21 protein-coding genes and 1 pseudogene are annotated in these 26,993 nt (G+C 62.6%); 16 read left to right on the top strand and 6 right to left on the bottom strand.

The window, feature by feature from the left end; all coding sequences use genetic code 11:
- The first annotated feature begins 45 nt into the window (after positions 1–45).
- The 5 genes from AB8841_RS09240 to AB8841_RS09220 all read left to right on the top strand — a co-directional run bounded on the left by AB8841_RS09240 (position 46) and on the right by AB8841_RS09220 (position 6,090).
- Positions 46–1,038, top strand: coding sequence for an ABC transporter substrate-binding protein (locus AB8841_RS09240; protein WP_370435467.1), 993 nt, complete (start codon positions 46–48; stop codon positions 1,036–1,038).
- A gap of 64 nt (positions 1,039–1,102) precedes the next feature.
- The gene (locus AB8841_RS09235; RefSeq protein WP_370435466.1) at positions 1,103–1,879 is read left to right on the top strand and encodes an ABC transporter permease; all 777 of its coding nucleotides are present in this window, start codon (positions 1,103–1,105) and stop codon (positions 1,877–1,879) included.
- A gap of 67 nt (positions 1,880–1,946) precedes the next feature.
- A complete protein-coding gene (locus AB8841_RS09230) occupies positions 1,947–2,750 on the top strand; it encodes an ABC transporter ATP-binding protein (protein ID WP_370435465.1) in 804 nt (267 codons plus the stop codon).
- Between the two features lie 322 nt (positions 2,751–3,072).
- Positions 3,073–4,644, top strand: a complete 1,572-nt coding sequence (locus AB8841_RS09225; RefSeq protein WP_370435464.1) for a Re/Si-specific NAD(P)(+) transhydrogenase subunit alpha — start codon at positions 3,073–3,075, stop codon at positions 4,642–4,644.
- A 15-nt stretch (positions 4,645–4,659) separates the two neighbouring features.
- Positions 4,660–6,090: an NAD(P)(+) transhydrogenase (Re/Si-specific) subunit beta gene (locus AB8841_RS09220; RefSeq protein ID WP_370435463.1), complete on the top strand. Its 1,431-nt coding sequence runs from the start codon at positions 4,660–4,662 to the stop codon at positions 6,088–6,090.
- Between the two features lie 210 nt (positions 6,091–6,300).
- Here the strand turns inward: AB8841_RS09220 and AB8841_RS09215 are convergent, their stop codons facing one another.
- Together AB8841_RS09215 and AB8841_RS09210 are read right to left on the bottom strand one after the other, a co-directional pair.
- Entirely contained in the window at positions 6,301–7,344 is a 1,044-nt protein-coding gene (locus AB8841_RS09215) for a magnesium transporter CorA family protein (RefSeq protein WP_370435462.1), read from the bottom strand.
- 343 nt (positions 7,345–7,687) lie between these two features.
- Positions 7,688–8,662 carry a Bug family tripartite tricarboxylate transporter substrate binding protein gene (locus tag AB8841_RS09210; RefSeq protein WP_370435461.1) on the bottom strand — a complete coding sequence of 325 codons (975 nt, stop codon included), beginning with the start codon at positions 8,660–8,662 and terminating at the stop codon, positions 7,688–7,690.
- Between the two features lie 300 nt (positions 8,663–8,962).
- Here AB8841_RS09210 and AB8841_RS09205 point away from each other — a divergent pair, with 300 nt between their 5' ends.
- From AB8841_RS09205 to AB8841_RS09185, 5 genes are all read left to right on the top strand, one after another.
- Positions 8,963–9,694 carry a GntR family transcriptional regulator gene (locus AB8841_RS09205; RefSeq protein WP_370435460.1) on the top strand — a complete coding sequence of 244 codons (732 nt, stop codon included), beginning with the start codon at positions 8,963–8,965 and terminating at the stop codon, positions 9,692–9,694.
- A 25-nt stretch (positions 9,695–9,719) separates the two neighbouring features.
- Positions 9,720–12,383, top strand: a complete 2,664-nt coding sequence (gene acnA, locus AB8841_RS09200) for an aconitate hydratase AcnA (protein ID WP_370435459.1) — start codon at positions 9,720–9,722, stop codon at positions 12,381–12,383.
- 29 nt (positions 12,384–12,412) lie between these two features.
- The gene (locus AB8841_RS09195) at positions 12,413–13,597 is read left to right on the top strand and encodes a 2-methylaconitate cis-trans isomerase PrpF family protein (protein WP_370435458.1); all 1,185 of its coding nucleotides are present in this window, start codon (positions 12,413–12,415) and stop codon (positions 13,595–13,597) included.
- Between the two features lie 106 nt (positions 13,598–13,703).
- Complete coding sequence (gene prpB, locus AB8841_RS09190; protein WP_370435588.1) at positions 13,704–14,633, top strand: methylisocitrate lyase; 930 nt, start codon at positions 13,704–13,706, stop codon at positions 14,631–14,633.
- 411 nt (positions 14,634–15,044) lie between these two features.
- Positions 15,045–16,703: an FMN-binding glutamate synthase family protein gene (locus tag AB8841_RS09185; RefSeq protein WP_370435457.1), complete on the top strand. Its 1,659-nt coding sequence runs from the start codon at positions 15,045–15,047 to the stop codon at positions 16,701–16,703.
- Between the two features lie 46 nt (positions 16,704–16,749).
- On the opposite strand, the gene AB8841_RS09180 is transcribed toward AB8841_RS09185, so the two are convergent.
- Positions 16,750–17,820: a GlxA family transcriptional regulator gene (locus AB8841_RS09180; protein ID WP_370435456.1), complete on the bottom strand. Its 1,071-nt coding sequence runs from the start codon at positions 17,818–17,820 to the stop codon at positions 16,750–16,752.
- Positions 17,821–17,924: 104 nt separating this feature from the next.
- On the opposite strand from AB8841_RS09180, the gene AB8841_RS09175 reads away from it, so the two are divergent.
- From AB8841_RS09175 to purU, 5 genes are all read left to right on the top strand, one after another.
- Positions 17,925–19,178, top strand: coding sequence for a sarcosine oxidase subunit beta family protein (locus AB8841_RS09175; protein WP_370435455.1), 1,254 nt, complete (start codon positions 17,925–17,927; stop codon positions 19,176–19,178).
- Between the two features lie 8 nt (positions 19,179–19,186).
- Positions 19,187–19,483 carry a sarcosine oxidase subunit delta gene (locus tag AB8841_RS09170; protein ID WP_370435454.1) on the top strand — a complete coding sequence of 99 codons (297 nt, stop codon included), beginning with the start codon at positions 19,187–19,189 and terminating at the stop codon, positions 19,481–19,483.
- Positions 19,483–22,470: a sarcosine oxidase subunit alpha family protein gene (locus AB8841_RS09165; protein ID WP_370435453.1), complete on the top strand. Its 2,988-nt coding sequence runs from the start codon at positions 19,483–19,485 to the stop codon at positions 22,468–22,470. Before AB8841_RS09170 ends, AB8841_RS09165 begins: the two co-directional genes overlap by 1 nt.
- The gene (locus AB8841_RS09160; protein WP_370435452.1) at positions 22,463–23,059 is read left to right on the top strand and encodes a sarcosine oxidase subunit gamma; all 597 of its coding nucleotides are present in this window, start codon (positions 22,463–22,465) and stop codon (positions 23,057–23,059) included. Before AB8841_RS09165 ends, AB8841_RS09160 begins: the two co-directional genes overlap by 8 nt.
- A 350-nt stretch (positions 23,060–23,409) precedes the next feature.
- Complete coding sequence (purU, locus tag AB8841_RS09155) at positions 23,410–24,273, top strand: formyltetrahydrofolate deformylase (protein ID WP_370435451.1); 864 nt, start codon at positions 23,410–23,412, stop codon at positions 24,271–24,273.
- A 156-nt stretch (positions 24,274–24,429) separates the two neighbouring features.
- On the opposite strand, the pseudogene AB8841_RS09150 reads toward purU, so the two are convergent.
- Positions 24,430–24,597: pseudogene (locus tag AB8841_RS09150) on the bottom strand (IS256 family transposase); the annotation flags it as partial.
- Positions 24,598–25,117: 520 nt separating this feature from the next.
- On the opposite strand from AB8841_RS09150, the gene AB8841_RS09145 reads away from it, so the two are divergent.
- On the top strand, positions 25,118–25,351 hold the full coding sequence (locus AB8841_RS09145; protein WP_370435587.1) for a hypothetical protein: 234 nt from the start codon (positions 25,118–25,120) through the stop codon (positions 25,349–25,351).
- Between the two features lie 328 nt (positions 25,352–25,679).
- On the opposite strand, the gene AB8841_RS09140 is transcribed toward AB8841_RS09145, so the two are convergent.
- Positions 25,680–26,024, bottom strand: a complete 345-nt coding sequence (locus AB8841_RS09140; protein WP_370435450.1) for a PRC-barrel domain-containing protein — start codon at positions 26,022–26,024, stop codon at positions 25,680–25,682.
- Positions 26,025–26,282: 258 nt separating this feature from the next.
- Positions 26,283–26,891, bottom strand: coding sequence for a hypothetical protein (locus AB8841_RS09135; protein WP_370435449.1), 609 nt, complete (start codon positions 26,889–26,891; stop codon positions 26,283–26,285).
- Positions 26,892–26,993 lie beyond the last annotated feature (102 nt).

Here is a 26,993-nt window from a genome sequence, read left to right as displayed (position 1 = left end):
TCAGAGAAAGATGACGCCACAGGGCGTCGTATTCGGGAGGGAAGAATGTCTCATGCCGCAGGTCTCGTTCGAAGAGTTGCGCTAACGGCGACTGCTGTCATCGCTGCCACCTTGGCAAGCCAAAGCGCGATGGCGGAGGACATCAATGTCCGGTTCAGCTGGAAGCTGAAGGGCGAATACGGCTTCTTCTATCTGGGAGAGCAGAAAGGCCTGTACAAGGACGCGGGTCTGACTCTGAAGCTCGGCGAAGGGGCGGGCGCACAGGCCGCGCTCGGTGCCCTGATCCAGGGCCAGGAAGATGTCGTCGTGCTCCCCGGGATCTTCGCGATTTCGGCCATTCAGAAAGGGATGCCCGTCAAGATCATCGCCCTGTATCAGCCCACGACGCCCATCGCGCTCATCTCGCATCCCGAGAAACCGGTCAAGACGCCGAAGGATCTCGAGGGCAAGACCGTCGCCCATGCCGTCGGCGAGACGGGCACCTCTTACCTCAGCGCCTTCTGCGACATCAACAAGGTCGATTGCGGCAAGGTCAAGAAGATCCAAATGGATGCGCAGTCGCGCGTTCCCCAATTCCTGCAGAAGCAGGTCGACGTGGTCAGCGTCTACCGGACCAACGACCTTCCCGTGCTCGAGGAGCGAACCGGAACCACATTCCCGACCCTCGACCTGCCGGAATACGGGCTGGGAGTGCCTGGACTGGCCCTGGTGGCAAGCAATTCAGGCATCGAGAAGAAGGGGGCGACACTCAGAAAGTTCCTCACGGCGAATGCGAAAGCGATCGACATGACTCGAGCCGATCCCGCCGGTGCGACCGCAGTTCTGAAGGGGGTCTGGCAGGGTGGGCCGTCCGACAAGGTCATCCAGAAGCAGATCGAGGCGACTTCCGCATCGATGCCGAATCCGGACGGCAAGCCCGTAGGCTGGATCGACGAGAAAGTCGTCTCCAACGCGATCGAGCTGATCAAGCTCGACGAGGACATCGGCGGCGTCAAGCCTTTGTCCTCCTTCTACACCAACGAACTTCTGAAGCAGTGAGGCTACGGTGGCGAGCACAGATATTGTCGGCGTCGGTCAGGCGCTGGGGAAGCAGTCGAAGAGCATGAAGCACAAGAAAAAGGCACGGAGCACATGGATGGAGCGCTACTCGGCGCTCGTCCTGGCGGCTGTCCTGATCGGAACCTGGCAGGCCATGGTTCCGCTGTTGGGAGTCTCCGAGTTCGTTCTGCCGACGCCGCTGGCGATCGCAAAGCGCATCGTCAGCGAAATTCCGCTGCTTGCGGCCCATTCCTACGTCACGCTCTTCGAGGTCATCGCGGGATTCACCTTCGGAGCGGTGATCGGTATTCCGCTGGCTTTGTCGATCTTCTATTCCAAGCCCTTCGAGCGGGCGATCTACCCGATCCTCGTTGCGCTGCAGACGGTGCCGAAGGTCGCCCTCGCGCCCATCCTCGTTCTGTATCTCGGCTACGGCTGGGCTCCGAAAATCACGCTCGCGTTCCTGATCTCCTTTTTTCCGATTGTCATCTCGACCGTCGTTGGCCTGCAGTCCCTCGACAAGAACCTCGTGAACCTGGCCCGTTCCATGGGGGCGAACGAGTGGCAGATCTTCTTCAAGATCCGTCTTCCCGCGGCGCTGCCGAATATCTTCGGGGGCTTCAAAGTGGCGGTTTCTCTGGCCGTGATCGGAGCGGTCATCGGCGAATACGTTTCCGCCGAACGGGGCCTCGGATACCTGCAGCTTCAGGCGAACTCGCTGTTCGACACCACGCTCAACTTCGCAACCGTCGTGACAATCTCGGCGATCGGCGTGCTGCTCTACTTCGTCGTCGATATGGTGGAGTCTCGCGTCACCTACAAGCGCGACGCCGCCAAGTGAGACAGGTGCAAGTGAGACACGTGAATGGCGTTTGGCCACATCAAGGGACGTACAGTGAGGCAGTTCAATGGGTATCTCTAGCCAGACCAGCGGGGCCGCAGTCGACATATCGAGGCTCTCGAAAAGCTACCAGACGCGAGAGGACGACGACGTCCTCGCCCTCGATAAAATCGACCTCCAGATCGAGCCGGGGAGCTTCGTGGCGGTGGTCGGGCCGAGCGGGTGCGGTAAGAGCACGTTGCTCTCGCTGCTCGCGGGTCTGACGCCTGCCTCGACCGGCAACATCGCGATTGACGGAGAAAAGGTCAACCGGCCACATCCCAAGACCGGGGTGGTCTTTCAATCGGATCTTCTTCTCTACTGGCGCACGGTCCTCGACAACATCCTGCTTCCGATCGAGATCAAGCACCTGGATCTTGCAAAATACCGCGCGCGGGCCGAGGAGCTGCTCGCGCAGGTCGGCCTCAAAGGCTTCGGCAACAAATATCCCTCCGAACTCTCGGGCGGCATGCGCCAGCGCGTTGCGATCTGCCGGGCACTGATCCAGGAGCCAGGTCTGCTTCTCATGGATGAGCCTTTCGGCGCTCTCGATGCCCTGACGCGCGAGCAGATGATCATGGATCTGCAATCGATGTGGCTGCGGGTTCGCAATACGGTATTGTTCATCACCCATGGCATCGACGAAGCCGTGTTCCTGGCCGATCGCGTGCTCGTCATGTCGCCGCGCCCCGGCCGTGTCGATCTCGACCTCAAGATCGACATGCCACGCCCCCGTCAATGGACGCGGACGCACGAGGACAAGGCCTATCACGGCTATGTTCGGCAGATTCGCGATATCTTCGAGTCCAAGGGCGTTCTTGTCTCGCATTAGAGCATTTTTCGGCGAGGTGGATCCGGTTCGCGGTCCAAAAATGCGGCACACCAAAGGTAGGAGCTGTTTCCATGTCAGTGGAAACAGCTCTAGGCCCGCGCACAGTTAGACGCCAATCCATCGCCCGGACCCCGCGGGGCCTTGCTAGCGAAAAGTGGAATCCACTTTTCACGTCCGATGCTCTAGAAGCCGATATTCCCATCCCGCCGGGAAGAGACCCGGCGGGCAGCCCGCCTCAACGGCTCGGCCGACCCGCTTGCCGGCGCTGTTCCGCGACGGCATGATCGGCCGGGCTCACCGACGTTTCTAAGGATCTCAGACGATGAAGATAGGGGCACTCAAGGAGATCTCTCCTGGCGAGAGGCGTGTTGCTCTGACGCCGGAATCCGCGCGTCAGCTGCAGAAGCTCGGACATGCGTGCTTCGTCGAGGCCGGGGCCGGGGCGAGCGCGGGACTGTCGGATGCGGCCTACGCTGAGGCGGGCGTGACCGTCGCGCCGGATGCGGCGTCCCTGCTGTCCGCGGTCGATGTGGTTGCGAAGGTGCAGCCGCCCGTCGCGGCCGAGATCGCGCAGCTGCGTCCCGGCCAGACGCTGATCTCGTTCTTCTGGCCGGCGCAGAACTCAGAGCTTCTGGAGCTGGCAAGGGCGCAAGGCGTTACCCTCATCGCCATGGACATGGTGCCGCGCATCTCGCGCGCCCAGAAGATGGACGCGCTCTCCTCCATGGCCAATATCGCCGGTTACCGCGCCGTGATCGAGGCCGGCAACCATTTCGGCCGCTTCTTCACCGGCCAGGTCACGGCCGCCGGCAAGATCCCGCCCGCCAAGGTGCTCGTCGTCGGCGCCGGCGTCGCGGGGCTTGCCGCCATCGGAACGGCGACCTCGCTCGGCGCGGTCACCTATGCGTTCGACGTACGCCCCGAGGTCGCCGAACAGATCGAGTCCATGGGCGCTCAGTTCGTGTTCCTGGAGTTCGAGGACGCGCAGGACGGGGCCGCCACCGGCGGCTATGCCGCGCCCTCCAGTCCCGAGTTCCGCGAGAAGCAACTCGCCAAGTTCCGCGAGCTCGCGCCCGAGATGGACATCGTCATCACGACCGCGCTGATTCCCGGAAGGCCGGCCCCGAAGCTATGGACGGACGACATGGTGCAGGCCATGAAGCCGGGCTCCGTGATCGTCGATCTCGCGGCCGAGCGCGGCGGCAACTGCGATCTGACTGTGCCGGACGAGAAGATCGTGACCGAGAACGGCGTCACCATCGTCGGCTATACCGATTTCCCGAGCCGCATGGCCGCTCAGGCCTCGACCCTCTATGCCAACAACGTCCGCCACTTCCTGGCCGATCTGACGCCCAAGAAGGACGGCGCCATCGTCCACGACATGGACGACGACGTGATCCGCGGAGCGACCGTGACGCATGAGGGGGCCATCACCTATCCGCCTCCGCCGCCCAAGGTGCGGGCGATCGCCGCCGCCAAACCGAAGGACAAGCCGAAGGAGCTCACCCGCGAGGAAAAGCGCGCGCAGGAGGTTGCAGCTTTCAGGAGCCAGACCAGGACACAGGTCGGGCTGCTTGTCCTGGGCGGCCTCCTGGTTGCATTGATCGGAGCCTATGCCCCAGCGAGCTTCATGGCCCATTTCACCGTCTTCGCGCTCGCCTGTTTCGTCGGCTTCCAGGTGATCTGGAACGTGAGCCATTCGCTGCACACTCCGCTGATGGCCGTCACCAATGCCATCTCCGGTATCGTGATCCTGGGAGCACTGCTGCAGGTGGGGTCGAGCCACTGGCTCGTGGTGAGCCTGGCGGCGCTGTCCTTCCTGATCGCGACGATCAACATCGTCGGCGGCTTCCTGGTCACGCGCCGGATGCTCGCCATGTTCCAGAAGTCGTAGAAGGAAGATCGTCCGATGAGCGTTGGAATCGTCTCCGCGGCCTATGTGGCGGCCGCTATCCTGTTCATCCTGTCGCTCGGAGGCCTCTCGGGCCAAGAGAGCGCCAAGCGGGCCGTCTGGTACGGCATGGCCGGCATGGCGCTGGCGGTGGGCGCAACCGTATTCGGTCCGGGCGTCGGCCATTATGCCGTCATCGCCGTCATGCTGGTGATCGGCTCGGGCCTGGGCTGGTACGTGGCGAAACGGGTCGAGATGACCGAGATGCCGCAGCTGGTGGCGGCGCTGCATTCCTTCGTCGGTCTCGCGGCCGTGTTCATCGGCTTCAACGCCGAGCTCGAACTGCAGCGCGTGCTCGCCCTGGACGAGGCCGCGCGGCAGACGCTCACGGGCTTTGCCGGGGTGCTCGCGCACAAGACCGGGGTCGAGATCGCGATCCTCAAGGTCGAGGTGTTCCTCGGCGTGTTCATCGGCGCGGTGACGTTCACCGGCTCCGTGATCGCCTTCGGCAAGCTTGCCGGCCAGGTGAGCGGCAAGGCGAAGAAGCTGCCCGGCGGGCACGGGCTCAATGCAGGCGCAGCGCTGCTCTCGCTGATCCTTCTGGCGATGTACGTGCAGGGGGCCGGCATCTGGACGCTGGTGGCGATGACGCTTCTGGCGTTCTTCATCGGCTATCATCTGATCATGGGAATCGGCGGGGCCGACATGCCCGTGGTGGTCTCGATGCTCAACAGCTACTCGGGCTGGGCGGCCGCGGCCATCGGTTTCACCCTCGGCAACGATCTGCTGATCGTCACGGGCGCGCTGGTCGGCTCCTCGGGTGCCATCCTGAGCTACATCATGTGCAAGGCGATGAACCGAAGCTTCATCAGCGTGATCCTCGGCGGGTTCGGCACCACCGCCGGCCCGGTCATGGCGATCGCCGGCGAGCAGATCGCCATCGATGCCGACGGAGTGGCGGCGGCGCTCGAGGAGGCGGACAGCATCGTGATCGTGCCGGGCTACGGCATGGCGGTTGCGCAGGCCCAGCAATCGGTGTCGGAATTGACGCGCCGCCTGCGAGCCAAGGGCAAAGAGGTGCGGTTCGCCATTCATCCCGTCGCCGGTCGCCTGCCGGGACACATGAACGTGCTGCTCGCCGAAGCCAAGGTTCCTTATGACATCGTGCTGGAGATGGACGAGATCAACGACGACTTTGCCGCGACGGACGTGGTGATCGTCATCGGCTCGAACGACATCGTGAACCCGGCCGCCCAGGAGGATCCGAACAGCCCGATCGCCGGGATGCCGGTTCTCGAGGTCTGGAAGGCCAAGCAGGTCTTCGTGTCGAAGCGCGGGCAGGGGACGGGCTATTCCGGAATCGAGAACCCGCTCTTCTACAAGGACAACACCCGCATGTTCTACGGCGACGCCAAGGCCAGCATCGATCAGCTCGTGCAGGCCATCTGAGCGCCCTCGGAGGCTTGGGGCCTTTAACGGCCATGTGGATCGGTGCGCCGTCAAGAATGCGGCACACCAACGAAAAGAGCTGATTCCGCTGGCGTGGAATCAGCTCTCCAGCATCGGACGTGACATCACATCCGCATCCGATGTCGTAAGTCCTATGTTTTTGATCCACTTTTCACGCAAACCCAGCTCCCAATTCCCGCGTTCGATGCTTTAAATCCAGTTTCTGCGCCGGGCGACCACGGTCACGCCGATGCTCACGGATACCAGGGCCGAGATCACTCCCCAGAAGCCCTCCGCTCCCCAATGCCAATACGGGATCTCGAAATTCATCCCGAAAATGCCCGCGATGGCGCTGAACACGCCCAGCAGGAGGGTGACGAAGGTGAGACGGCGCACCAGGTCGTTGGTCGCCTCGGCTGTGCGTGTGGTGAGGAGATCGAAGGACCCGTTGACGAGATCCCGGGCATGATCGACCGCGTCCACCGCGCGCTCGAAACGTCGCTCCAAGGAGCGATAATGCGAGGATGCGTCCGATTCCACCACATGGGCGAAGTCGGGCCGGGACAGGCCATAGAACACAAGACGGTGCGACGCGAGCAGCCGTCGGAGTCGCGACACGCGCCGGCGCACCTCGACGACGCCCGGCAGAAGACTGCGCTTGGCGGCACGGGTGAGCATAGTCTCATCCAGGTGGTCGAGGAAGGCCTCGAGGGCGGTAAGGGCATCGAAATAGGCGGTGAGATGCCAATCGAGGAGCGATGCCACAAGGGCCGGCGGGCTTAAGGCACCGATCAGGGTTTCGCCCTTGTCCTGTTCGCGAAAGGCTCGCAGGAACGGCAGGTCTCCGTCATGGACAGTCATGATCCATCGTGGCCCGACGAGAAATTCCAGGTGCACGGCCCGGTGCCTCGGCAGCCATGCCTCATGCCCACTCTCGCCTACCGGGCTGAGCGCCACGACGTCGAACTGGAAATACTCCCCATAGTTGTCGAGATAGAGGTCGTCCTGCGGGTGCAGCAACTCGCGAAGCGAATCCCTCTTGAGATCGAACAGCCCGACCAGAGGCTCGAGAACCTGACGGTCCCGAGTGCCGACATCGACCCAGAGCAGGTTGCGCTCGCCGAGGTCCCGGATGCACAGCCCGTCGAGCGCCACCTCGCGATCGTGGCCGTCCGCATCGTACAGATAGGCATGAACAGAGGCCGATCGCGTGCTTTCATGATCTTCCCCGACGTTGTGCTGGTCGTGCCGCATTGGACACCTTCACGCGGCCGGAAAGGATCTGACGGCCGGTCGGGCCCTTTCGTCCTGCTCGTATCGAGATGATTTCGGGGCTTGTCGCATGAAAGAAACTCCAAACCAAAACAACAACGGCAAACCGGCTGCTCCGACATCGAGAGCCAGCGCGACCAACGGACACCGTAGCCGTTTGGTTCCCGAACTCACACCGCGACTGCCCGGTGCCGAAGTCCCCGGCAGCTGCGCTCTGTTGCATCGTTGGACCGCGAATTGGATCCACTTCGCGGAAAAGGACTTGAGATAAAAAGAAACGCCGCGCGAAGGCGCGGCGTCTGTCGGAGAGCGCGGAGACGTCCGCCTATGATTTGACAAGTCCCAGGGAGGTCAGAACCTCCTTGGTACGCGCCTGATCCTCCGCCAGGAATTTGGCGAAGGCGTCGCCCGGCAGATAGGAATCGGCCCAGTTCTTCTGCTTGAGAATCTCCTGCCATTCCTTCGATTTCGCCATCGCCTCGATGGCCGTCGTGATGTCCTTTTTCTGGTCGGGTGTAATTCCTGGCGCCGCCATTACCGAACGCCAGTTCAGCACTTCGAGATCGACCCCCTGCTCCTTGAAAGTCAGAGCATCGATCTCGGGAATGCGGCTGGCCGACGTAATTCCAACCAGGCGCAACTTGCCGGCCTTGATCTGGCTTTCGAACTCGCCGTAGCCGGAGATGCCGGCCGTCACCTTGCCGCCGAGGATCGCCGCGAGGGCCTCTCCGCCGCCCGAGAAGGCGACATAATTCATTTTTCCCGGATCGACTCCAGCGAGCTTCGTGAACAGGCCTACGGCGACATGATCGATCCCGCCTGCCGCTCCCCCGCCCCAGGTGACTTTAGCCGGATCGGCCTTCACGCGATCCATCAGGTCCTTCGCCGTCTTGATCGGAGAATCCGGCGGTACCACGACAGCGAGGTATTCGGCCATCAAGCGAGCGATCGGCGTCACCTGATCGAGTTTGACCGGTGCATTGTTCGTCAGGATTCCGCTCACCATGGCCGATCCGCTCATCATGAGCTGGCTGGGATCGCCTTTCGTGTTGTTGACGAACTGAGCGAGGCCGATGGCTCCGGCTGCGCCCGGAACGTTCGTGACCTGCACGCCCTTGGCGACGCCCGATTGCATCAGGGCCTGCTGCATGGCGCGTGCCGTCTGATCCCAGCCTCCGCCCGGACCGCTGGGGATCAGGATCTTGAAGTCCTTGTCTTGGGCAATGGCGGCAGTCGAAAGGATCGTTGCAACGACGGTTGCAACGGCGGTGTGCAGGATTGTTCTGCGAGAGTAGGGCATGGTTCCTCCGGAGCGTTTTTGCAGAGATGCCTCTGGCAGCGGCGTGCTGCTTGGGTTCATCGATTGACGGCCGCCTTCTCCACGCAGTTGGGCGGCTTGTTGTTGGCAGCGGATCGATATTGCGCGCTGCATGTCCCTCATTCGATCCCGGAGCCGAGGGCTTGTCAAGCATCAATGTCGACAATCTCTCTGATAAAGACGGTAATTATGACAATTGATAGCCTGATTACTCGAACATTGTCGACACTTCTTGACGATTGAGCCGCGAGGAGTGTAGAGACCAGGGTGAGGAGATGCCGAATGTCAGGAGAGCCATCAAACGATGTGGATGAGAGGCTGACCACGGCCGACCGCATCCTGAACCAGCTCAGCGACGCCATCTTGCGGGGGCAGCTCCAGCCGGGCGAGAAGCTGAGCGAGCCGGAGCTGGCGCGACAGCTCGGGACCAGCAGGGCTCCTCTCCGGGAGGCCATCAGCCGTCTGGAGGAACGGAAGCTCGTGACACGCGCCCCGCATGTCGGCGCACGTGTGATCGAGCTGACGCCCGAGAAGATCCAGGAGATCTTCGTGGTGCGCGAGGCGCTTGAAGGAATGGCCGCGCGGGAAGCGGCAATCCGGATCAGCGACGCCGAGATCGAGCAGTTGCGGCTTATCCTGGCCCGGCATGAGGCCCATCTCGACGAAAGCACCTTCAATATCGAGGATCTTCAGGGTGATCCCGACGACGATTTTCATCTTTTCATCGTCAAGTGCAGCCGCAACGAGACCCTCATCAATCTGCTCTGCGGCGAGTATTACAATCTCATCCGACTGTGCCGCCGTCGGCAGAGGCGAATTGCCGGGCGCGTGCGGCGCGCCTTCGTCGAACACCGCCGGATCGCGGACGCCCTGGCGGATCGCGACGCAGAACTGGCCGAACTGACCATGCGTCGTCATATCGCCGCCGCGAGGGCGGGCTTGTCGGTCAGCGCCGCGCCCGGGGCGGCCTCAGGCGCCTCCTCAAGCACGTCGAAGCACAAGCCGCAGCGATAATGTCGTCGTTTCGAACACGGATTTCATGATGTCCCTGAAAGCAAGCATCCGTCGGACACTCGATGTCGGCGGGCAGCATATCGCGTATTTCGACCTGAAGGCGCTCGCGCAGAACGATCTTGCCCACATTGGGCGGATGCCGTTCTGCCTCAAGATCCTGCTGGAGAACATGGTCCGCAATTCCGGCCGGAACGGGATCTCGGACCAGGACGTGTTGGCGCTCGCCAACTGGAAACCTCGGTCCGGACAGCAGGCCGAGGTCGCGTTCCATCCCGCGCGCGTGCTGATGCAGGATTATACCGGGGTGCCGGGCCTCGTCGATCTCGCGGCCATGCGGAGCGCGATGCAGGGCCTCGGGGACGATGCGAGCCGCGTCAATCCGCTGATTCCCGTCGATCTTGTCATCGATCATTCCCTGATCGTCGACGAGGCCGGCCATGCCGGCGCCTTCAACAAGAACCTCGCGTATGAATACCAGCGCAACACGGAGCGATACCGCTTCCTGAAATGGGCCCAGCAGGCCTTCAATACATTGCGTGTGGTGCCGCCGGGCTCGGGCATCCTTCATCAGGTCAATCTCGAGCACGTCGCTTCCGTGGTCCGCGTCGAGCGGCATGACGGTGGAATCGTTGCCTTTCCCGACACGATGGTCGGCACGGACAGCCACAGCACGATGATCAATGCCCTGGGCGTTCTCGGCTGGGGCGTCGGCGGCATCGAGGCCGAGGCGGCCATGCTCGGGCTTCCTCTCGCGGTATCCTTTCAGGATGTCGTGGGGGTGAGGCTCACGGGCCGTCTCCGGCCAGGGGTGACTGCGACCGACCTCGTTCTCACGCTCACGCAGCGCCTGCGCTCCGTCGGCGTCGTCGACAAGCTGATCGAGTTTACCGGGCCGTCCCTGGACGAACTTGCCGTGGCCGACCGGGCGACGATCGCCAATATGGCGCCGGAATACGGATCGACCTGCGCATTCTTCCCCATCGACCAGGCGACCTTGGACTATCTCCGTCTGACGGGGCGGGAGGAGAGCCATGTCGCGCTCATCAAAGCCTATTGCCAGGCTCAGGGACTCTGGCGGGAGGCCGGCGCGCAGGAGCCGGATTTCAACGCGATCATTCCGTTCGACCTTGGCGATGTGGAGCCCTGCGCAGCGGGTCCGCGGCGACCGCAGGATCGCGTGCCGCTCCACCGGGTACCGGAGAATTTCCGGACCGAAATGCAGGTTTCCGTGCCGCAGGGATCCGATGGCGAAATCAGGGATGGCGCTGTCGTCATCGCGGCCATCACGAGCTGCACGAATACCTCCAACCCGGCCGTCATGATCGCGGCCGGTCTTGTGGCCAGGAAGGCAGTCGCGCTGGGGCTCAAGGTCAAGCCCTGGGTCAAGACCTCCTTGACGCCCGGATCCAGGGTCGTGGGCGGCTATCTCGAGGAGAGTGGTCTTCAGGGTGATCTCGATCGGCTCGGATTCCAGGTCGCCGGCTATGGCTGCGCCACATGCGGCGGCAATTCCGGCCAGCTCGCCCCTTGGGTCGACGAGGCGGTCCGCGACAAGAATCTCGTGGTGTGCTCCGTGCTTTCGGGAAACCGGAATTTCGAGGCCCGCATTCATCCTCTGGCCCGTGCGAATTATCTGATGTCGCCGCCTTTGGTCGTCGCCTATGCCCTGACAGGACGCGTGACGGTCGACTTGACCCGGGAGCCTGTCGGAACCACGCCCGAAGGCCGTCCGGTCCTGCTTCAAGAGATCTGGCCGACATCCACGGAGATCGCCGAAGTGCTCGGTCGCACCCTGTCGCCCGATCTGTTCCGCCGCTCCTATGCCGAGCTATTCGTCGGAGAGGGTGAATGGACCGCCCTGAGCGGGAGTACGGGAGGCCTGTTTCCATGGGACCAGGCGAGCACCTATATTCGCTGCCCACCCTATTTTGACGGGGAGCCGTCCGGGCGGACGCAATCCTTGCACAGTCTGGTGGGGGCCCGTCCGCTCCTGCTGCTCGGGGATAGCATTACGACCGATCACATCTCGCCCGTCTCGGACATTCCCGCCAATTCACCCGCGGGGCGCTACCTGACCGAGCAGGGGGTGTCTGTCCGTGACTTCAATGCCTATGGAGCACGGCGAGCCAACCACGAGGTGATGGTCCGGGGCACGTTCGCCAATATCCGCCTCCGCAACGAGATGGTTCCCGGAATCGAGGGCGGCTTCACGCGGCATCAGCCGAGCGGCGACGTCATGCCTGTTTTCGAGGCGGCCGCTCGCTATGCCTCCGATGAAGTGCCCCTCGTGGTGATCGCCGGCAAGGAATATGGAACGGGCTCGTCCCGCGACTGGGCCGCGAAAGGAACGAGGCTCCTCGGGGTCCGTGTCGTCATCGCGGAGAGCTTCGAGCGGATTCACCGGGCTAACCTTGCCAGCATGGGCGTTCTGCCTCTCCAATTATTGAATGGGGTGACGCGATCGACGCTCGGACTGGACGGCACCGAAACATTCGAGATCGACGATATGGTCGGCCAGGCGCAGCGCGGAGCCGTCGTGGAGTGCCGGATCATCCGGACGGACGGCTCGGCGATCACCGTGCCGTTGAAGTGCCGGTTGGACAGCGAGAGCGACGTACAGGTCTGGCGTGCGGGCGGTATCCTGCCCTTCGTGCTTCGCCGCTTGCTGAGCCACAACGAACAATCCTGAGACCGAACCCGTCGATAAGGTCACCTGATATGCCACAGATTCCAGTTCGAGCCGTCTACATGCGGGGCGGAACCAGCCGAGCGATCGTCTTCCGGCCCGAGGATCTTCCCAAGGACAAAGCGGATTGGGATCCCGTCTTTCTCGCCGCGATCGGGAGCCCGGATCCGAACGGACGTCAGCTCGATGGGCTGGGAGGCGGGATGTCATCCTTGTCCAAAGTCGCTGTCGTGGGCCCTTCGAGGAGGCCCGATGCGGATGTGGACTACACCTTCGCGCAAGTCGCGGTCGGAGAGCCGTTGGTCCAGTACAAGGCGAATTGCGGAAACATCTCCTCCGCCATCGGGCCCTTCGCGGTCGACGAAGGGCTGGTCCGGCCCGACGGCACGGTCGCAAAGGTCCGGATTCATAATACGAATACGGGCAAGATCATCGTGGCCCAGTTCCCGATCGTCGATGGAAAGGCCGCTATCGAAGGCGATTTTCATTTGGACGGAGTGGCCGGAACGGGGGCTCCGATTCGGTTGTCCTTCTTGGAGCCCGGCGGAGCGGCGACCGGTCGGCTGCTGCCGACAGGCAATGTGCAGGATTTTCTCGAGATAGAGGGGGGCGGGCGGCTTGCCGTTTCACTGGTCGATGCGGCCAATCCCACCGTGTTCGTGGAAGCCGCAGCCTTGGGCTTCACGGGGGCTGAACATCCGGACGAGCTGGCGGGCGATCCGAAGGCGCTCGCGCTCTTCGAGGCGCTCCGGGTGGCGGCTGCCGTGAGAATGGGGATCGTCGCAGACGAGGATGAGGCGCGGACACGCACGCGAAATCTTCCCATTGTCTCGCTTCTCGCAGCCCCTGGGGAAGCCACGACTTTGAAAGGAAGCCGCTTGTCCGCGACCGACATGGACATCATGACCCGCATGATCTCGGCGGGGCAGCCTCATCGCGCAACCCCGCTGACCGCCGCCATGTGTCTTGCGGTGGCCGTGAGAATTAAAGGGACGATCGCGAGCCGGCTGGCGTCCTCGGATCCCGGGTCCGGGGCCGATATCCGGGTCGCCCACCCGTCCGGGGTCATCCCCGTTGCATCCGTGGTAGAGGCGAAGAATGGAGAAGCCTTCGCCCGAGAGGCGGTCGTCTACAGGACGGCTCGGCGCCTCATGGAAGGGGCCGTGCTTGTCCCAACACGCTTGATTCCCAAGTCGCCTGATGGCCCAGGCACCTGAGGGCATTGGCGCCTGAGAGAAGCCAGTCCTCGCGTGAAAGCCACGGCCATTGAGGCCGGTCCGGCCGACATTGCTTAGTCAGAAGAGAATGAAGAAGGGTTCCACGATGCCGTATCTCGTTGCAAAAGACCTTCCCACGACCAACGCCGGAGATCGGTTCCGTGAGTTGCTGGGCCGCCCCGAAATCCTGCAGATCCCGGGAGCCTACAACGGTCTGGCGGCGCTCCAGGCCAAGGCAGCGGGATTTGGGGCGCTCTATCTGTCGGGGGCGGCGATGAGTGCATCGATGGGGCTGCCGGATCTGGGCATCATCACGGTCGACGAGGTCTGCTTCTTCATCCGGCAGATCGCCCGTTCGTCCGGTCTGCCGATCCTCGTGGACGGCGACACGGGGTACGGCGAGGTCCTCAATGTCATGCACATGGTCCGCAGTTTCGAGGATGCGGGCGCCGCCGCTGTCCATATCGAGGATCAGATTCTGCCCAAGAAATGCGGGCATCTGAACGACAAGAAGTTGGCCTCACCGCAGGACATGGCTGCCAAAGTCGCCGCCGCCGCGAAAGCGCGCCGACATCTCTATATCATTGCGCGGACGGATGCGGCTGCGAGCGAAGGGCTTGAGGGCGCTGTCGCGCGTGCGAAGCTCTATCTCGAGGCGGGCGCTGACGCGATCTTCCCCGAGGCCCTTCACGATGCCGAGATGTTTCGGGAGTTCGCAAGACGTGTGAATGCCCCGTTGCTGGCGAACATGACCGAATTCGGAAAAACGCCGTTCTTCAGCGCGAACGAGTTTCAGGACATGGGATATCGTATGGTTATCTGGCCTGTCAGCGCCCTCCGGGTGGCCGCAAAGGCGCACGAAGAACTGTACGAAGCCATTGTCCGTGATGGCGGCACGCAGACCATGCTGGAGCGCATGCAAACCCGTAAGGAGCTCTACCGGACGATCGCCTATCACGAATACGAGGCTCTGGATGACAGCATTGTCCGCACACTGACGCCGGAGGGCATGCCGGACCGCACGAACGGTCATTAGAGCATCGAACGCAAAAGTGGGCACCGGATTTGCGTGAAAAGATGCTCGAAACACAAAGCGTAAGGCATCGGACGTGAGTTCGATGCCACGCCCGATACTGTAGCCCTCCGAAGCTCGGGTTCCAGCCTGGTTCAGGTGTGGTTTGTCCTACGAGGACGTGCGGAGCCACCAGGATCGGCTTCGTTTCGCGCAAGGCAGGGCTGAATGGGACATCCCGCACATGCCTGGGCCTCGCCTCGGCGTTTCGCGCAACCTTCTCAACTGGCGCTGCGACATTCCATACCGTGCCAAGGCGGCAACCAGGAGATCCATCACCGGAACGGTTCGCCCACCATTGCTTATCCGTTCCGGACCGGCCAAAATAGGCGCTTCCCTATCTGCCGCCTGTGGACGCTTCGAAACAATCCCAAAATGGTGAAGACTATCCTCTCATACCAGCGCTATGCCGTGTTTGCGGCTGCCGGCCTCGTGACGCTCGCCTCGCTCGTCGGAGCAACGGTCTACAGCCCATGGCTGTTCATCGTCGCAGCGGTTTCTGGGGCGTTGTTCGCTTTAGGCATTCACGATCTGCGTCAGCGCCGCCATTCGATCTTGCGAAACTATCCGACGGTCGGGCACCTGCGCTTCCTGCTCGAGAGCTTCCGGCCGGAGATCAGGCAATACATTATCGAGAGCGATCGTGACGAGGTGCCGTTCAGCCGTCAGGATCGCGGCCTCGTCTATCAGCGGGCGAAGGGCGTTGAAGACAAGCGCCCCTTCGGGACGATCGAGAATGTCTATAGCTCCGGCTATGCGTGGCTCACCCACTCGGCCACGCCTGTTACGATTGCCGACACGGATTTTCGGGTGCGCATCGGCGGTTCTGCCTGTAAACGGCCGTACAATGGCAGTTTATACAATATTTCGGCGATGAGCTTCGGGTCGCTGTCGGCGAGCGCCATTCTCGCGCTCAACACCGGTGCGAGAAAGGGCGGTTTTGCCCATGATACGGGTGAGGGCGGGATCAGCCGCTATCACCGGCAGGGCGGCGGCGACCTGATCTACCAGGTGGCCTCCGGCTATTTCGGCTGCCGCAACGACGATGGCAGCTTCTCGCCCGAGAAGTTCGCCGAGCTTGCCGCCGATCCTCAGATCAAGATGATCGAGCTGAAGCTGAGCCAAGGGGCGAAGCCCGGCCATGGCGGCATGCTCCCCGCTTCGAAAATCTCCCAGGAGATCGCCGAAGCGCGTGGGATCCCGATGGGCGTGGACTGCGTCTCGCCGGCTGCTCATAGCACCTTCTCGACACCGATCGGCCTCATGAGGTTTATCGGCCAATTGCGGGAGCTTTCCGGCGGCAAACCGGTCGGTTTCAAGCTGTGTATCGGGCATCGCCGCGAATTCATGAGTATGGTCAAGGCCATGCTCAAAACCGGCATCATTCCCGATTTCATCGTCGTAGACGGGGCCGAGGGCGGAACGGGCGCCGCTCCGGTCGAATTCGCCAATCGCGTCGGCATGCCGATGCTCGAGGGGCTGACTTTCGTGCACAATACGCTGCGCGGCGCCGGGATACGGCACGAAGTCAAGATCGGCGCCGCCGGCAAGATCGTCTCGGCCTTCGATATTGCCCGGACCCTGGCGCTTGGCGCCGACTGGTGCAATGCCGCGCGCGGCTTCATGTTCGCCATAGGCTGCATCCAGGCGCAGTCCTGCCATACCAACAAATGCCCTGTCGGCATCGCGACGCAGGATCCCATCCGCCAGCGCGCGATCGATGTCGGCGACAAGAGCGACCGGGTGGCTCGCTTTCACCGCAATACGATGCATGCATTGGGCGAGATCGCGGGGGCTGCCGGCTTGAGCAATCCCAGCGACTTCATGCCGTATCACTTCATGTTCCGGCAAAAGGAAAACGAGTTTCTCGACGGTAACGAAGCCTATCCCTACCTGCCGGAAGGATTCCTTGTTTCAGGCCAGGAAATCCCCGAACTGGCCGACTGGTATGGACGGTGGGATCGGGCGAAGGCCGAGAGCTTCGCTCCGCCGGAAATTCCGCATGGGCCCTTCCAGCGACGGAAAGCCGCCTGAACGGCTGTGTCCCCGGCGAAAACGCGGCACGAGCTCGTCTCTTCGCTCATGATTCCGGCGCACGATCCTGGTCGAAGACCCGGCGATCAGCATTCGTGCCGTCATGCTCCCCCGCCCTCGCCCGGGTAGCCGAGGGACCGGCCCCATGACGGCTGATCTGGCGGAAATGGGCCGGGGTCATGCCATAGCGTGCCTTGAAGCTCCGGCCGAAATGCGAGCTGTCGGAAAATCCCAGCTCGGCAGCGATCAGCACGGCCGGAAGGGCGCTGTGCTCGAGCATCCACCGCGCATGCTTGAGGCGCAGGGCCATGTAGCTTTCCTGAGGGCTCTCACCCAAGTGATTGCGGAAATGACGCTCGAGCTGCCGCACGCTCAAGGCGAGCGCCCCGGCAAGATCCTGAATAGAGAGCGGTTCCATGAGGTTCTGCTCCATGAGGAGCAGGGCCCGCGAGACCAGGTGACCGTCGCTCGTGGCGGCCAGGAACGGGGCGGGCTGCGCTGCGTCTCCTGAGCGGGGCCGTTCGACGAGAAGGATGTGCAGAGCCTTGTATGCTTGAGCCGCCCCCAGATGGTCGCTGACCAGACGAGCCGCGAGATCGGCCACCCCGGCCCCGCCGGAGCATGTGATACGATCACGATCGATCACGTAGAGGCGGTCGGCGATCGGGACGAGATCCGGAAACTCCTCAAGAAAGTCCCGGTAATGATACCAGCTGACGCAGCATTTGCGATCGTTCATCAAGCCCAGGCGGCATAGGACGAAGCTACCCGTGCAGACTCCGATGAGCTTCACGCCGGCCCGGGCTGCGGATCCTATGTAATGAGCAATCTCGGGAGAGATCCCGTGTGCGCCATGTAAAAGCCCTCCGACGATCACGAGGTAATCGAAAGCCTTGGGGTCGATGAAGTCCGAGGACGGCTGAATGTCGATCCCGCAGCTGGACCGGACCGGCCGGCGCTGCGGATTCATGACCTCCCAGGCACAGGCGATCGGTCGGCTGAGGTCCCCCTGGTCGGCCGCCAGGCGCAGCACGTCCAGGAAGGTCGAGAAGGCCGTCAGGGTGAACTTCGGCATGAGCACGAAGCCCACTTTCAGCTTGGGGCCGGGTTGGGCCATTTTCTTTGATCCCCTGTCGCATCCATTCTATCCCAGTGTCGCGCCAATGCGAAGCCCGGCGGCCAATGTACGGCATAACAGTCGGACAGCACGAGGGTGTACCGATGCGCCGATTTTCGCTTTTCACGCTTCTGAAGGAGGCGGCGAATGCTCACCTGGGATGGGAGCGTCAGTGGCGCGCTCCGGAGCCCAAGGTCGGCTACGACGCCGTCATCGTAGGCGGAGGCGGGCATGGTCTCGCGACGGCCTATTATCTGGCGAAGGAGCACGGCATGCGAAACATCGCCGTGCTCGAGAAGGGGTGGATCGGTGGCGGCAATACCGGGCGCAATACCACCATTATCCGCTCCAACTACCTCTACGACGAGAGTGCGGCAATTTACGAGCATGCGCTCAAGCTCTGGGAGGGCCTGTCCCAGGAACTGAACTATAACGTCATGTATTCGGCCCGCGGCGTCATGATGCTGGCCCATAACGTGCATGATGTGCAGAGCTTCAAGCGCCACGTCTACGCGAACCGCCTCAACGGCATCGACAACGAGTGGTTGACGCCGGAAGAAGCCCGGGAATTCTGCCCGCCTCTGAATATCTCGAAGAGCTTGCGCTACCCGGTCATGGGCGCAGCCCTGCAGCGCCGCGGCGGCACCGCCCGCCATGATGCGGTCGCCTGGGGCTACGCCCGCGGGGCCGACGCGCTTGGCGTCGACATCATCCAGAACTGCGAGGTGACAGGCATCCGCCGTGGCCTCAGCGGCGCGGTCGAAGGCGTGGAGACGACGAAAGGCTTCATCCGCACGCCACGCATCGGCGTCGTCGCGGCAGGGCATACCAGCGTGATCATGGAAAAGGCCGGCGTCCGTATGCCGCTGGAGAGCTTTCCGCTCCAGGCGCTGGTCTCCGAGCCGGTCAAGCCGGTCTTCCCCTGCGTCGTCATGTCCAACGCGGTGCATGCATACATCTCGCAGTCGGACAAAGGTGAACTCGTCATCGGGGCAGGCACGGACCAGTACGTATCCTACAGCCAGCAGGGCGGCATCCACATCGCGGCACATACGCTCGACGCGATCTGCGAGCTGTTCCCGCAATTCACCCGGATGCGCATGCTGCGCAACTGGGGCGGCATCGTCGACGTAACGCCGGACCGATCACCCATCATCGGCAAGACGCCGGTGCCCGGCCTGTTCGTCAATTGCGGGTGGGGAACGGGCGGCTTCAAGGCAACGCCCGGCTCCGGCCACGTCTTCGCACACACGATCGCGAAAGGCGAGCCGCATCCGATCGCCGCGCCCTTCACCCTGGACCGCTTCCGCACGGGCCGGCTTATCGACGAGGCTGCGGCTGCAGCCGTTGCACATTGAGGCACACCATGCTGCTTGTGACCTGTCCCTATTGCGGACCCCGCCCGGAGATCGAGTTCCGGTGTGGAGGCGAGGCCCATATTGCGCGTCCTGCCGAGCCGTCGAAACTCAGCGACCAGGAATGGGCGGAGTATTTGTTCATTCGCACCAACCCGAAGGGCATCTTCGCCGAGCGTTGGAACCATGCCCATGGCTGCCAGCGCTGGTTCAATGCGCTGCGTGACACGGCGAGCGACCGGTTCATTCAAACGTACAAGGCGGGTGAAAAGCGGCCCGACCGCGCGCCCCGGCAGGAGAGGCTCTGATGGCCCAGGCTTACCGACTCCCCAAGGGCGGCCGCATCGACCGCACGAAGCCTGTCTCGTTCAGCTTCAATGGAAAGCCCGTTCAGGGATATGCGGGCGACACCGTCGCTTCCGCTCTGCTCGCCAGCGGTATTCATCTCGTCGCCCGTTCCTTCAAATATCACCGTCCGCGGGGTATCGTCAGCCACGGATCGGACGAGCCGAATGCACTCCTCGACGTCGATAGGGGGAGAGGACGTGCCGATCCGAACAATCGCGCCACGGTGGCAGAGATCTTCGACGGCCTGACCGTCGGGTCGCAGAATCACTGGCCGTCGCTCGATTTCGATGTGGGCGAGGTCAATGATCTCCTCTCGCCGGTGATCGTTTCCGGTTTCTATTACAAAACCTTCATGTGGCCGCGATCGTTTTGGACCAAAGTCTACGAGCCGCGCATCCGCGCCGCTGCCGGTCTCGGCCGTGCACCTGAAATTCCTGACCCGGATCGCTACCAATATCGCCATGCCCATTGCGATGTGCTCGTCGTCGGTTCCGGTCCGACGGGCCTTGCCGCGGCGCTGGCGGCCTCCGAAAGCGGCAAGCGCGTCATCCTCGTTGACGAGCAACCGGAGCTCGGCGGTTCGCTCCTGCACGACGTGACCTCGCTGATCGATGGCGTCACGGCCCAGGACTGGGTGCGGACGGCGCTCGACACCCTGGATGCTCGCACCAATGTGGTGATCCTGCCGCGCACGACGGCCGTCGGGTATTACAACCATAACCACATAGCCCTTGCGGAGCGCGTGACCGATCATCTCACCGACCCGTCATCCAATCTGCCGCGCGAGCGGCTCTGGCAGGTGCGCGCCAGACAGGTCGTGCTCGCCACCGGCTCCCATGAACGCCCGCTTGTATTCGCCGACAACGACAGGCCGGGCATCATGATGGCGGAAAGCGTCCGAGCCTACATCAACCGCTATGGTGTCGCGCCCGGACGGCAGATCGTGTTCGCCACCAACGGTGCCTCCGCTTATACGGCTGCCGCCGATGCCAGAGCGGCAGGACTGGCGGTCACCATGGTCGATGTCCGGAGCGAGGACGAGTGCGGACCGGAGGCCGCACATCTGCGGTCCATGGGCTGCGAGGTGCTGACCGGACACACGCTGGTCGGTTCCCGTGGGCGCAAGCGCGTCAACGGCCTCGTCGTGGCTCCGGTCGGTGTCGACGGACGCGTCGGTTCGCTTCGCACGCTGCCCTGCGACTGCGTGGGCATGTCCGGCGGTTGGACACCCGCCATTCACCTGTTCTCCCAATCACGCGGCAAGGCTCGCTACGAACCTTCGCTCGATGCCTTCGTGCCAGGCACGTCGGTGCAGGCCGAGCGCTCGGCCGGCGCGGCCAAAGGAACGTACCAGCTTTGGGAATGCCTGTCCCAGGGCTGGGCGGCCGGTGCCGAGGCGGCGGAGCACGCATCCGAGCGGACCTTCGGGGCCACGAACAGTCTTGTCGGCTTCAAACCGGTGCGGGTGCTGCCGACGAGCACCGATCCAAAGCGTGCGCGCGCCTTCGTCGACTTCCAGAACGACGTCACGGCGAAGGACATCAAGCTTGCGGTGCGCGAGGGCTTCGAGTCCATCGAGCACGTCAAACGCTACACCACGACCGGCATGGCGACGGACCAGGGCAAGACGTCGAACATGAACGCGCTCGGTCTGGTGGCCGATATCCTCGACCGGCCCGTTCCGGCCGTCGGGACCACCACGTTCCGGCTTCCCTATACGCCGACCACCTTCGGCGCATTCGTCGGCCCGAGCCGTCATCACCTGTTCGATCCGGTCCGTACGACGCCGATCCACGAATGGGCCGTTGCCCAGGGGGCGGAGTTCGAGAATGTCGGGCTCTGGAAGCGGGCCTGGTATTTCCCGAAACCGGGCGAGGATATGCATGCCGCGGTGGCGCGCGAGTGCAAGGCCGCGCGGACGGGCGTCGGCATCTTCGATGCCTCGACGCTCGGCAAGATCGAGGTCGTGGGCCCGGATGCCGCCGAGTTCATGAACCGCATCTACACCAATGCATGGCTGAAGCTCGAACCCGGCAAGTGCCGCTACGGCCTCATGCTGAAGGAAGACGGCTACATCATGGATGACGGCGTCGTTGCGCGCCTTGCCCCCGACCGCTTCCACGTGACCACGACCACGGGCGGGGCGCCGAGAGTGCTGGCTCACATGGAGGATTATCTCCAGACCGAATGGCCGGACCTCAAGGTCTTTCTGACCTCGATCACGGAGCAGTACGCGGTCATCGCCCTGCAGGGGCCGAAGGCGCGCGAGGTGCTCGAGCCGCTGGTGTCCGATATCGACCTGTCGCCAGAGGCATTTCCTCACATGTCGGTGCGCACCGGTTCCATCTGCGGTGTTCCCTGCCGCCTGTTCCGGGTGTCGTTTACGGGTGAGCTCGGCTTCGAGATCAACGTGCCGTCCGATTATGGGCAATCGGTCTGGGAGGCTCTCTTCGAGCGCGGGCAGGCCTATGGCATCACACCCTACGGCACCGAGACCATGCACGTGCTGCGCGCCGAGAAGGGCTTCATCATCGTCGGTCAGGAAACGGACGGCACCGTGACGCCGGACGATCTCGGATTGTCGGGACTGATCGCGAAAACCAAACCCGATTTCGTCGGCAAGCGCTCTCTTTCGCGGCCTGACATCATCGGCGCCGGGCGCAAGCAGCTCGTGGGGCTCATGACCGACGATCCCGGCGAGGTGCTCGACGAGGGAGCTCAGATCGTGACGGATCCTCACCAGGCGATCCCCATGCGCATGATGGGACACGTGACCTCCAGCTACTGGAGTTCGAATTGTGGTCGCTCGATCGCGCTCGCGCTGCTGTCCGGCGGACGAACGCGCGTTGGCAGCCGCATCTATGTAACGACACCGGCGGGCTTTACGAGCGCGAAAGTCTGTGAGCCCGTGTTCTTCGATCCTGCGGGGGAGCGCGTCAATGCTTAAGACAAGCCATGCCGTTCGCCGTGACATGTCGCTGCCGGTCGAGAAAACCGTCGTGGGGCCTAAGGATGCGGAACAGGTCGTCATCCGACCTCTCCCAGCCCAGGCTCGCTACTCGCTTCGACTGAACGAGTCCGATGCGGCGAGCGCCGGGACAGCCGCGGAGTTCAGCCTCGACATTCCGATCAACACCCGTTCGGGATCGGCCGGGCGGTCATCGATCCGCCTTGGCCCGAACGAGTGGCTTCTGACAGGGCCCTACGCTGACGCGGCGATGATTGCAGAAGAGGTCGACAAGGCGCTCAGCGGCCGCTTCTACACCCTCGTGGACGTCAGTCACCGCAACGTCGGTTTCACTGTCTCCGGCAGCCGCGCAGCCGAGGTGCTTAACAGCGGCTGCCCATTGGATCTTGCCGAGGCTGCCTTTCCGACCGGAATGGCGACCCGGACGTTGATGGGCAAGGCCGAGATCGTGCTCATGAGGCTCGATGACAGGCCGACCTATCAGGTGGAGTGCTGGAGATCGTTCTCGACCTACGTGCGCGACTACCTGATCGAAGCAGCCCGTGAGTTCGAACCGCCCATTGTCTGATCGGCAAGCGAGGCTCCCGACCAGCATCCGCCGGCACGGACAGCCATGTCGTCCTGCTCGGTTTGTGTCCTATCGGTGTGACGGACAAGCCGTCGAAGCAGCTCTCGAGCGGGTCGGCAACAGGATCGCGCATGTGCTGATCGGGTTCGCTCGGAATGGGAGACAGGAAACGCGGCAACGGAAAAGCAGGTCCTGCAGGAGTTCAAGGCACTCTGCAGCCAGTTCCCGATCTACCGATAAGGACCGCTGCCGGTCATGAAGGGCGGGCCCGGACGGCGGACGCGAGCCTCCCGCCGCCCTTGAGGTCAATTCCACATCGAAAGCTCAATATGTGACCGAGGCGCACAACGATGAAGCTCGAAGATCCACGTTACGTTCTGAAACTCTCCTGCTACGACACGATCGGCATCATCCAGGCCGTTTCGGGTTTCCTGGTTCAAAATGGATGCAACATCATCACCAACTCGCAGTTCGGCGATCGTGAGACCGAGCGCTTCTTCATGCGCGTCACCTTCACGCCCATCGATCCGCGGACCGAACGGCCGGCGCTCGAAGGACTCTTCAAGCCGATCGCCGAGCGTTACGGCATGGACTGGAGCCTCCATGAAACCAGCACTCCCGCTAGAGTGCTGCTCATGGTCTCGCGCTTCGGGCATTGCCTGAACGACCTTCTGTACCGCCAGCGGATCGGCGCCCTGAACATGGACGTAGTCGGGATCGTCTCCAATCACCGCGACTTCGAGGATCTCGGAACAAATCGCAAGATCCCGTTTCACCATCTGCCTGTAACGAAAGAGACCAAGGTGCAGCAGGAACGACGGCTGCGGGATATCATCGAAACCACCGGCGCGGATCTGATCGTGCTGGCCCGCTACATGCAGGTGCTGTCCGACGAGATGTGTCAATTTCTGTCGGGCCGGGCTATCAACATCCATCACTCGTTCCTCCCGAGCTTCAAGGGGGCTGCACCCTACACCCAGGCCTACACCCGGGGCGTCAAGCTGATTGGCGCGACCGCTCATTATGTGACGCCGGAGCTCGACGAAGGGCCGATCATCGAGCAGGAAGTACAGCGCGTGAGCCACGAGCATTCACCGGACGACATGACCGCCATCGGCCGCGATGTCGAGTGCCTGGCACTCTCTCGCGCAGTCAAGTTCCACATCGAGCACCGGGTGCTTCTGAACGGGAACAAGACGATCGTGTTCCGGTAGGGCGTTCGGATCCCGAAATGTCTGGCCCGAGGTCGTCCTCGGCTCGATACGGAAGTAATGAGTGTCTGACCGTTTATGTGGACATCGCTATCGGATGCCGCGATCGTGTCCCGCGGCGTGGTGTAAGAGCGCCAGTCTTCGGCTGAGCCGGGTTGCTCAGGCGGTCACAGCCGACAGCCTGCGAATAGGATCATCGCTCAACGCGCTCAGACTCTCCAGCGACATAGGGCGCCGGCTCACGGCCCATTCGTCGTTCTGCTCCAGCATCAAGGCTCCCACCGGCCAGATCACTGTCCGATCATTGGGAAAGATGCCCACCCCATCGGTGACCTGCTCTTACGCCACGTTCCGGGACGCTACCCCGGATTGCCTGGAGCGTGTTGAGTCAGAACCGCACCTATGAACCACGAATAGCGGCTGCGGCAGGTTAAGGTCGCCCCAGTCCTCATCCTGCGTCAGTCGCTCGAAGCTCGCCGAGGTCTGCGAGAGAAAGACGAGATGGAGAACGGTCGCGCCGTCGCATCCGGGTTCTGGTGACCCAATTGGCTGGTCAGGGCCGAGAAGCTTATGAGACCGGATGCGCGCGGATACCCATGATGGCCAGGAGCTCGGCTCCGGAAAGGGCGGGAGACATTAGCGCATGACCAACCTCTCCAAGACCAACCTCTCTATGTCGAAAGTCTCTTGCGACGCACGGCCGGTCCATACATCTGGGTCATGATCCACCTCCTGTTCTCAGAAGAGAGTCGCACTTCAGCCCAGGCCGAAACCTCTTGAAACTGCCTTTCAGTCCGACGCACCGGGCCCGTTCTCAAGCTCCTCCAGCGTAGGGGCTTACCTTGGCCTGACCCCACGACGATATCAGTCAGGCGAGATCGACCGAAGCGGGCGGATCTCCACATGCTGCGACCCATTGCTACGTACGTATTTGTTTGAGGGCACGTATTTGTTTAAGGCGGCCGGGATCCTGCTGAACCGGGTCTCGCGCGGTCGCCGCTCAAGGCCTGGGGCACCCGGCTCGCCAAGAAGGTGGGCGGCCAGAAGGCCATGGTGGCGGTCGCCCGTAACCTGTCTGTGATCCTGCACCGGATGTGGCCGACGACACACACTTCCGGGACGAGGCAGCAGCCATCGCGTGAGCACTGTTGCGGCCTGAGACCTGAACCTCAGAGAGCAGATCGACTGCGTACGCCACATGGCGAGGCTGAGGCCTCCGACCCCATCATGCGGCGGTGTCTGCCGACCGCGGAGAGAACCATGACCCGACAGGTGATATCAGCCGAACGGACAGAAACGACCGCTCAAAGGGCTTGACCCGAATCCCCGGAATAAGAGAACGGTGCCCTTTTCGCGAACTCTCCTGCGCTACGTCGGCTGGTCGAGCGGACCAACGCTCCTTCTGGCTTTTACAGCCGATCCTTCTGAAGGTCTCCCCCCTCAGACTCAGATGCCCAGTAGTAAGGCACTCTCCAATAATCGTGCAATTCGCGCTCGCACTCCCGATCCGTCCAGTCATGATCCTGATCACGGGTAAAGGTTGGAGCTCCGCGCAGCTGCTCTTCCGTGATGTCGGTGCGATATCCACCCAGGCTGGTGTCGTAGGTGAGCTTGTTCCACTGCATGATCTGCTCATCCTCGCCCATGCCGAGGAAGCTGCCAAACGACATGATCGCATAGGCAACCTTGCCGCTGACCTTTTCGATCATCAGCCGCTTGATCGAGCCAAGATGATTATCCTGCAGATCATCCATGGCAGTGCCTTCCACCCGATCACTCTCGATCAAGGGTTTACCGGTCATCACGCCAGGAGCATCAGGGCGAGATGTCGTATCAGTCTAGAGCCTTTTCCATGAACTTCGGTTCACGGAAAAGGCATTTGTTGTTTGAGAAAGACGCCTTTTCTTCGCATAACCGGCATCCACTTTTGCGGAAAAGGCTCTAGGGCATGGTTCATCCCTCTGCCACGGTCTATCGACAGGCCCCGATCGCCGCCTGCGCCGGTGCGCAGATCACTGTTCGTGGTGCTCAGCTGAATGCACAGCGTAGCTGCGTCTGGTCTTGGCATAATCTGGTACACGCCTGTCCCGCCCGCGCTGCCCACCATGGATCATCCAGGCCAGCGCATAACCGACCGCTCCCGCCAGGAGGAGCGACAGCAGCGGGGCCGCCTCCACGTGACGACCCACTGTCTCGTGCCCGTCGCGATAAAAGCGCTCAGCCTGGGGGAAGCGTTCGCGGGCTTGCCGTGCGTAGCGCTGACCCTCGCGGTAAGCCTCACGAATGGTGCCCGAGGCTGTATGTGCGGCGTCTTGGATTACCTCTTGCACCTGATCGAGTAGCTTCTCGGCGGTGTCCTGCTCTGCTCGGCCCTGATCTGCACGTCTCTGATCGCTTGTGGAGGCATCGCCCTCCCGTGGGGCCTTCGCACCAGCACTCTTGGTGATGGTTACCGAGATGGGATCGCTCGTTGGAAAGGTCTCCTCAATGGCATGATCGAGCCGAGCATCAAGGTTTTCCGGAGAGTTCTCAGGCAGGTCGCAATCCGGGGGACAGTCCTTGGATTGACTTGCGGCATCGCCTGGAATGGGCTGGTTCGGGTCTGAGGAGGCATTGACCATGGTGTTCTCCATCAGGAAACCGGACGCGGGGTTGCATCCGGCTCCGCTTGCCCAATCAACTCAGGGTCGCAAGTGTCGTTCCAAGCCTCGATTAACATAGGT

Origin of the sequence: Microvirga sp. TS319, assembly GCF_041276405.1 — a bacterium.
Classification (GTDB): domain Bacteria; phylum Pseudomonadota; class Alphaproteobacteria; order Rhizobiales; family Beijerinckiaceae; genus Microvirga.
The sequence above is the reverse complement of the archived record's forward strand: the minus strand, read 5'-3'. Positions and strand labels throughout refer to the sequence as shown.

Bases quoted from the DNA above. Each gene is read 5' to 3' on its own strand.
- AB8841_RS09165 (WP_370435453.1), top strand. From the start codon at position 19,483: ATGGCCCAGGCTTACCGACTCCCCAAGGGCGGCCGCATCGACCGCACG.
- AB8841_RS09180 (WP_370435456.1), bottom strand. From the start codon at position 17,820: ATGGCCCAACCCGGCCCCAAGCTGAAAGTGGGCTTCGTGCTCATGCCG.
- AB8841_RS09170 (WP_370435454.1), top strand. From the start codon at position 19,187: ATGCTGCTTGTGACCTGTCCCTATTGCGGACCCCGCCCGGAGATCGAG.
- acnA (WP_370435459.1), top strand. From the start codon at position 9,720: ATGATGTCCCTGAAAGCAAGCATCCGTCGGACACTCGATGTCGGCGGG.
- AB8841_RS09220 (WP_370435463.1), top strand. From the start codon at position 4,660: ATGAGCGTTGGAATCGTCTCCGCGGCCTATGTGGCGGCCGCTATCCTG.
- AB8841_RS09230 (WP_370435465.1), top strand. From the start codon at position 1,947: ATGGGTATCTCTAGCCAGACCAGCGGGGCCGCAGTCGACATATCGAGG.
- AB8841_RS09175 (WP_370435455.1), top strand. From the start codon at position 17,925: ATGCGCCGATTTTCGCTTTTCACGCTTCTGAAGGAGGCGGCGAATGCT.
- AB8841_RS09205 (WP_370435460.1), top strand. From the start codon at position 8,963: ATGTCAGGAGAGCCATCAAACGATGTGGATGAGAGGCTGACCACGGCC.
- AB8841_RS09215 (WP_370435462.1), bottom strand. From the start codon at position 7,344: ATGCGGCACGACCAGCACAACGTCGGGGAAGATCATGAAAGCACGCGA.
- AB8841_RS09185 (WP_370435457.1), top strand. From the start codon at position 15,045: ATGGTGAAGACTATCCTCTCATACCAGCGCTATGCCGTGTTTGCGGCT.
- AB8841_RS09240 (WP_370435467.1), top strand. From the start codon at position 46: ATGTCTCATGCCGCAGGTCTCGTTCGAAGAGTTGCGCTAACGGCGACT.
- AB8841_RS09210 (WP_370435461.1), bottom strand. From the start codon at position 8,662: ATGCCCTACTCTCGCAGAACAATCCTGCACACCGCCGTTGCAACCGTC.
- AB8841_RS09195 (WP_370435458.1), top strand. From the start codon at position 12,413: ATGCCACAGATTCCAGTTCGAGCCGTCTACATGCGGGGCGGAACCAGC.
- AB8841_RS09235 (WP_370435466.1), top strand. From the start codon at position 1,103: ATGAAGCACAAGAAAAAGGCACGGAGCACATGGATGGAGCGCTACTCG.
- prpB (WP_370435588.1), top strand. From the start codon at position 13,704: ATGCCGTATCTCGTTGCAAAAGACCTTCCCACGACCAACGCCGGAGAT.
- AB8841_RS09160 (WP_370435452.1), top strand. From the start codon at position 22,463: ATGCTTAAGACAAGCCATGCCGTTCGCCGTGACATGTCGCTGCCGGTC.
- AB8841_RS09225 (WP_370435464.1), top strand. From the start codon at position 3,073: ATGAAGATAGGGGCACTCAAGGAGATCTCTCCTGGCGAGAGGCGTGTT.
- AB8841_RS09135 (WP_370435449.1), bottom strand. From the start codon at position 26,891: ATGGTCAATGCCTCCTCAGACCCGAACCAGCCCATTCCAGGCGATGCC.
- AB8841_RS09140 (WP_370435450.1), bottom strand. From the start codon at position 26,024: ATGGATGATCTGCAGGATAATCATCTTGGCTCGATCAAGCGGCTGATG.
- purU (WP_370435451.1), top strand. From the start codon at position 23,410: ATGAAGCTCGAAGATCCACGTTACGTTCTGAAACTCTCCTGCTACGAC.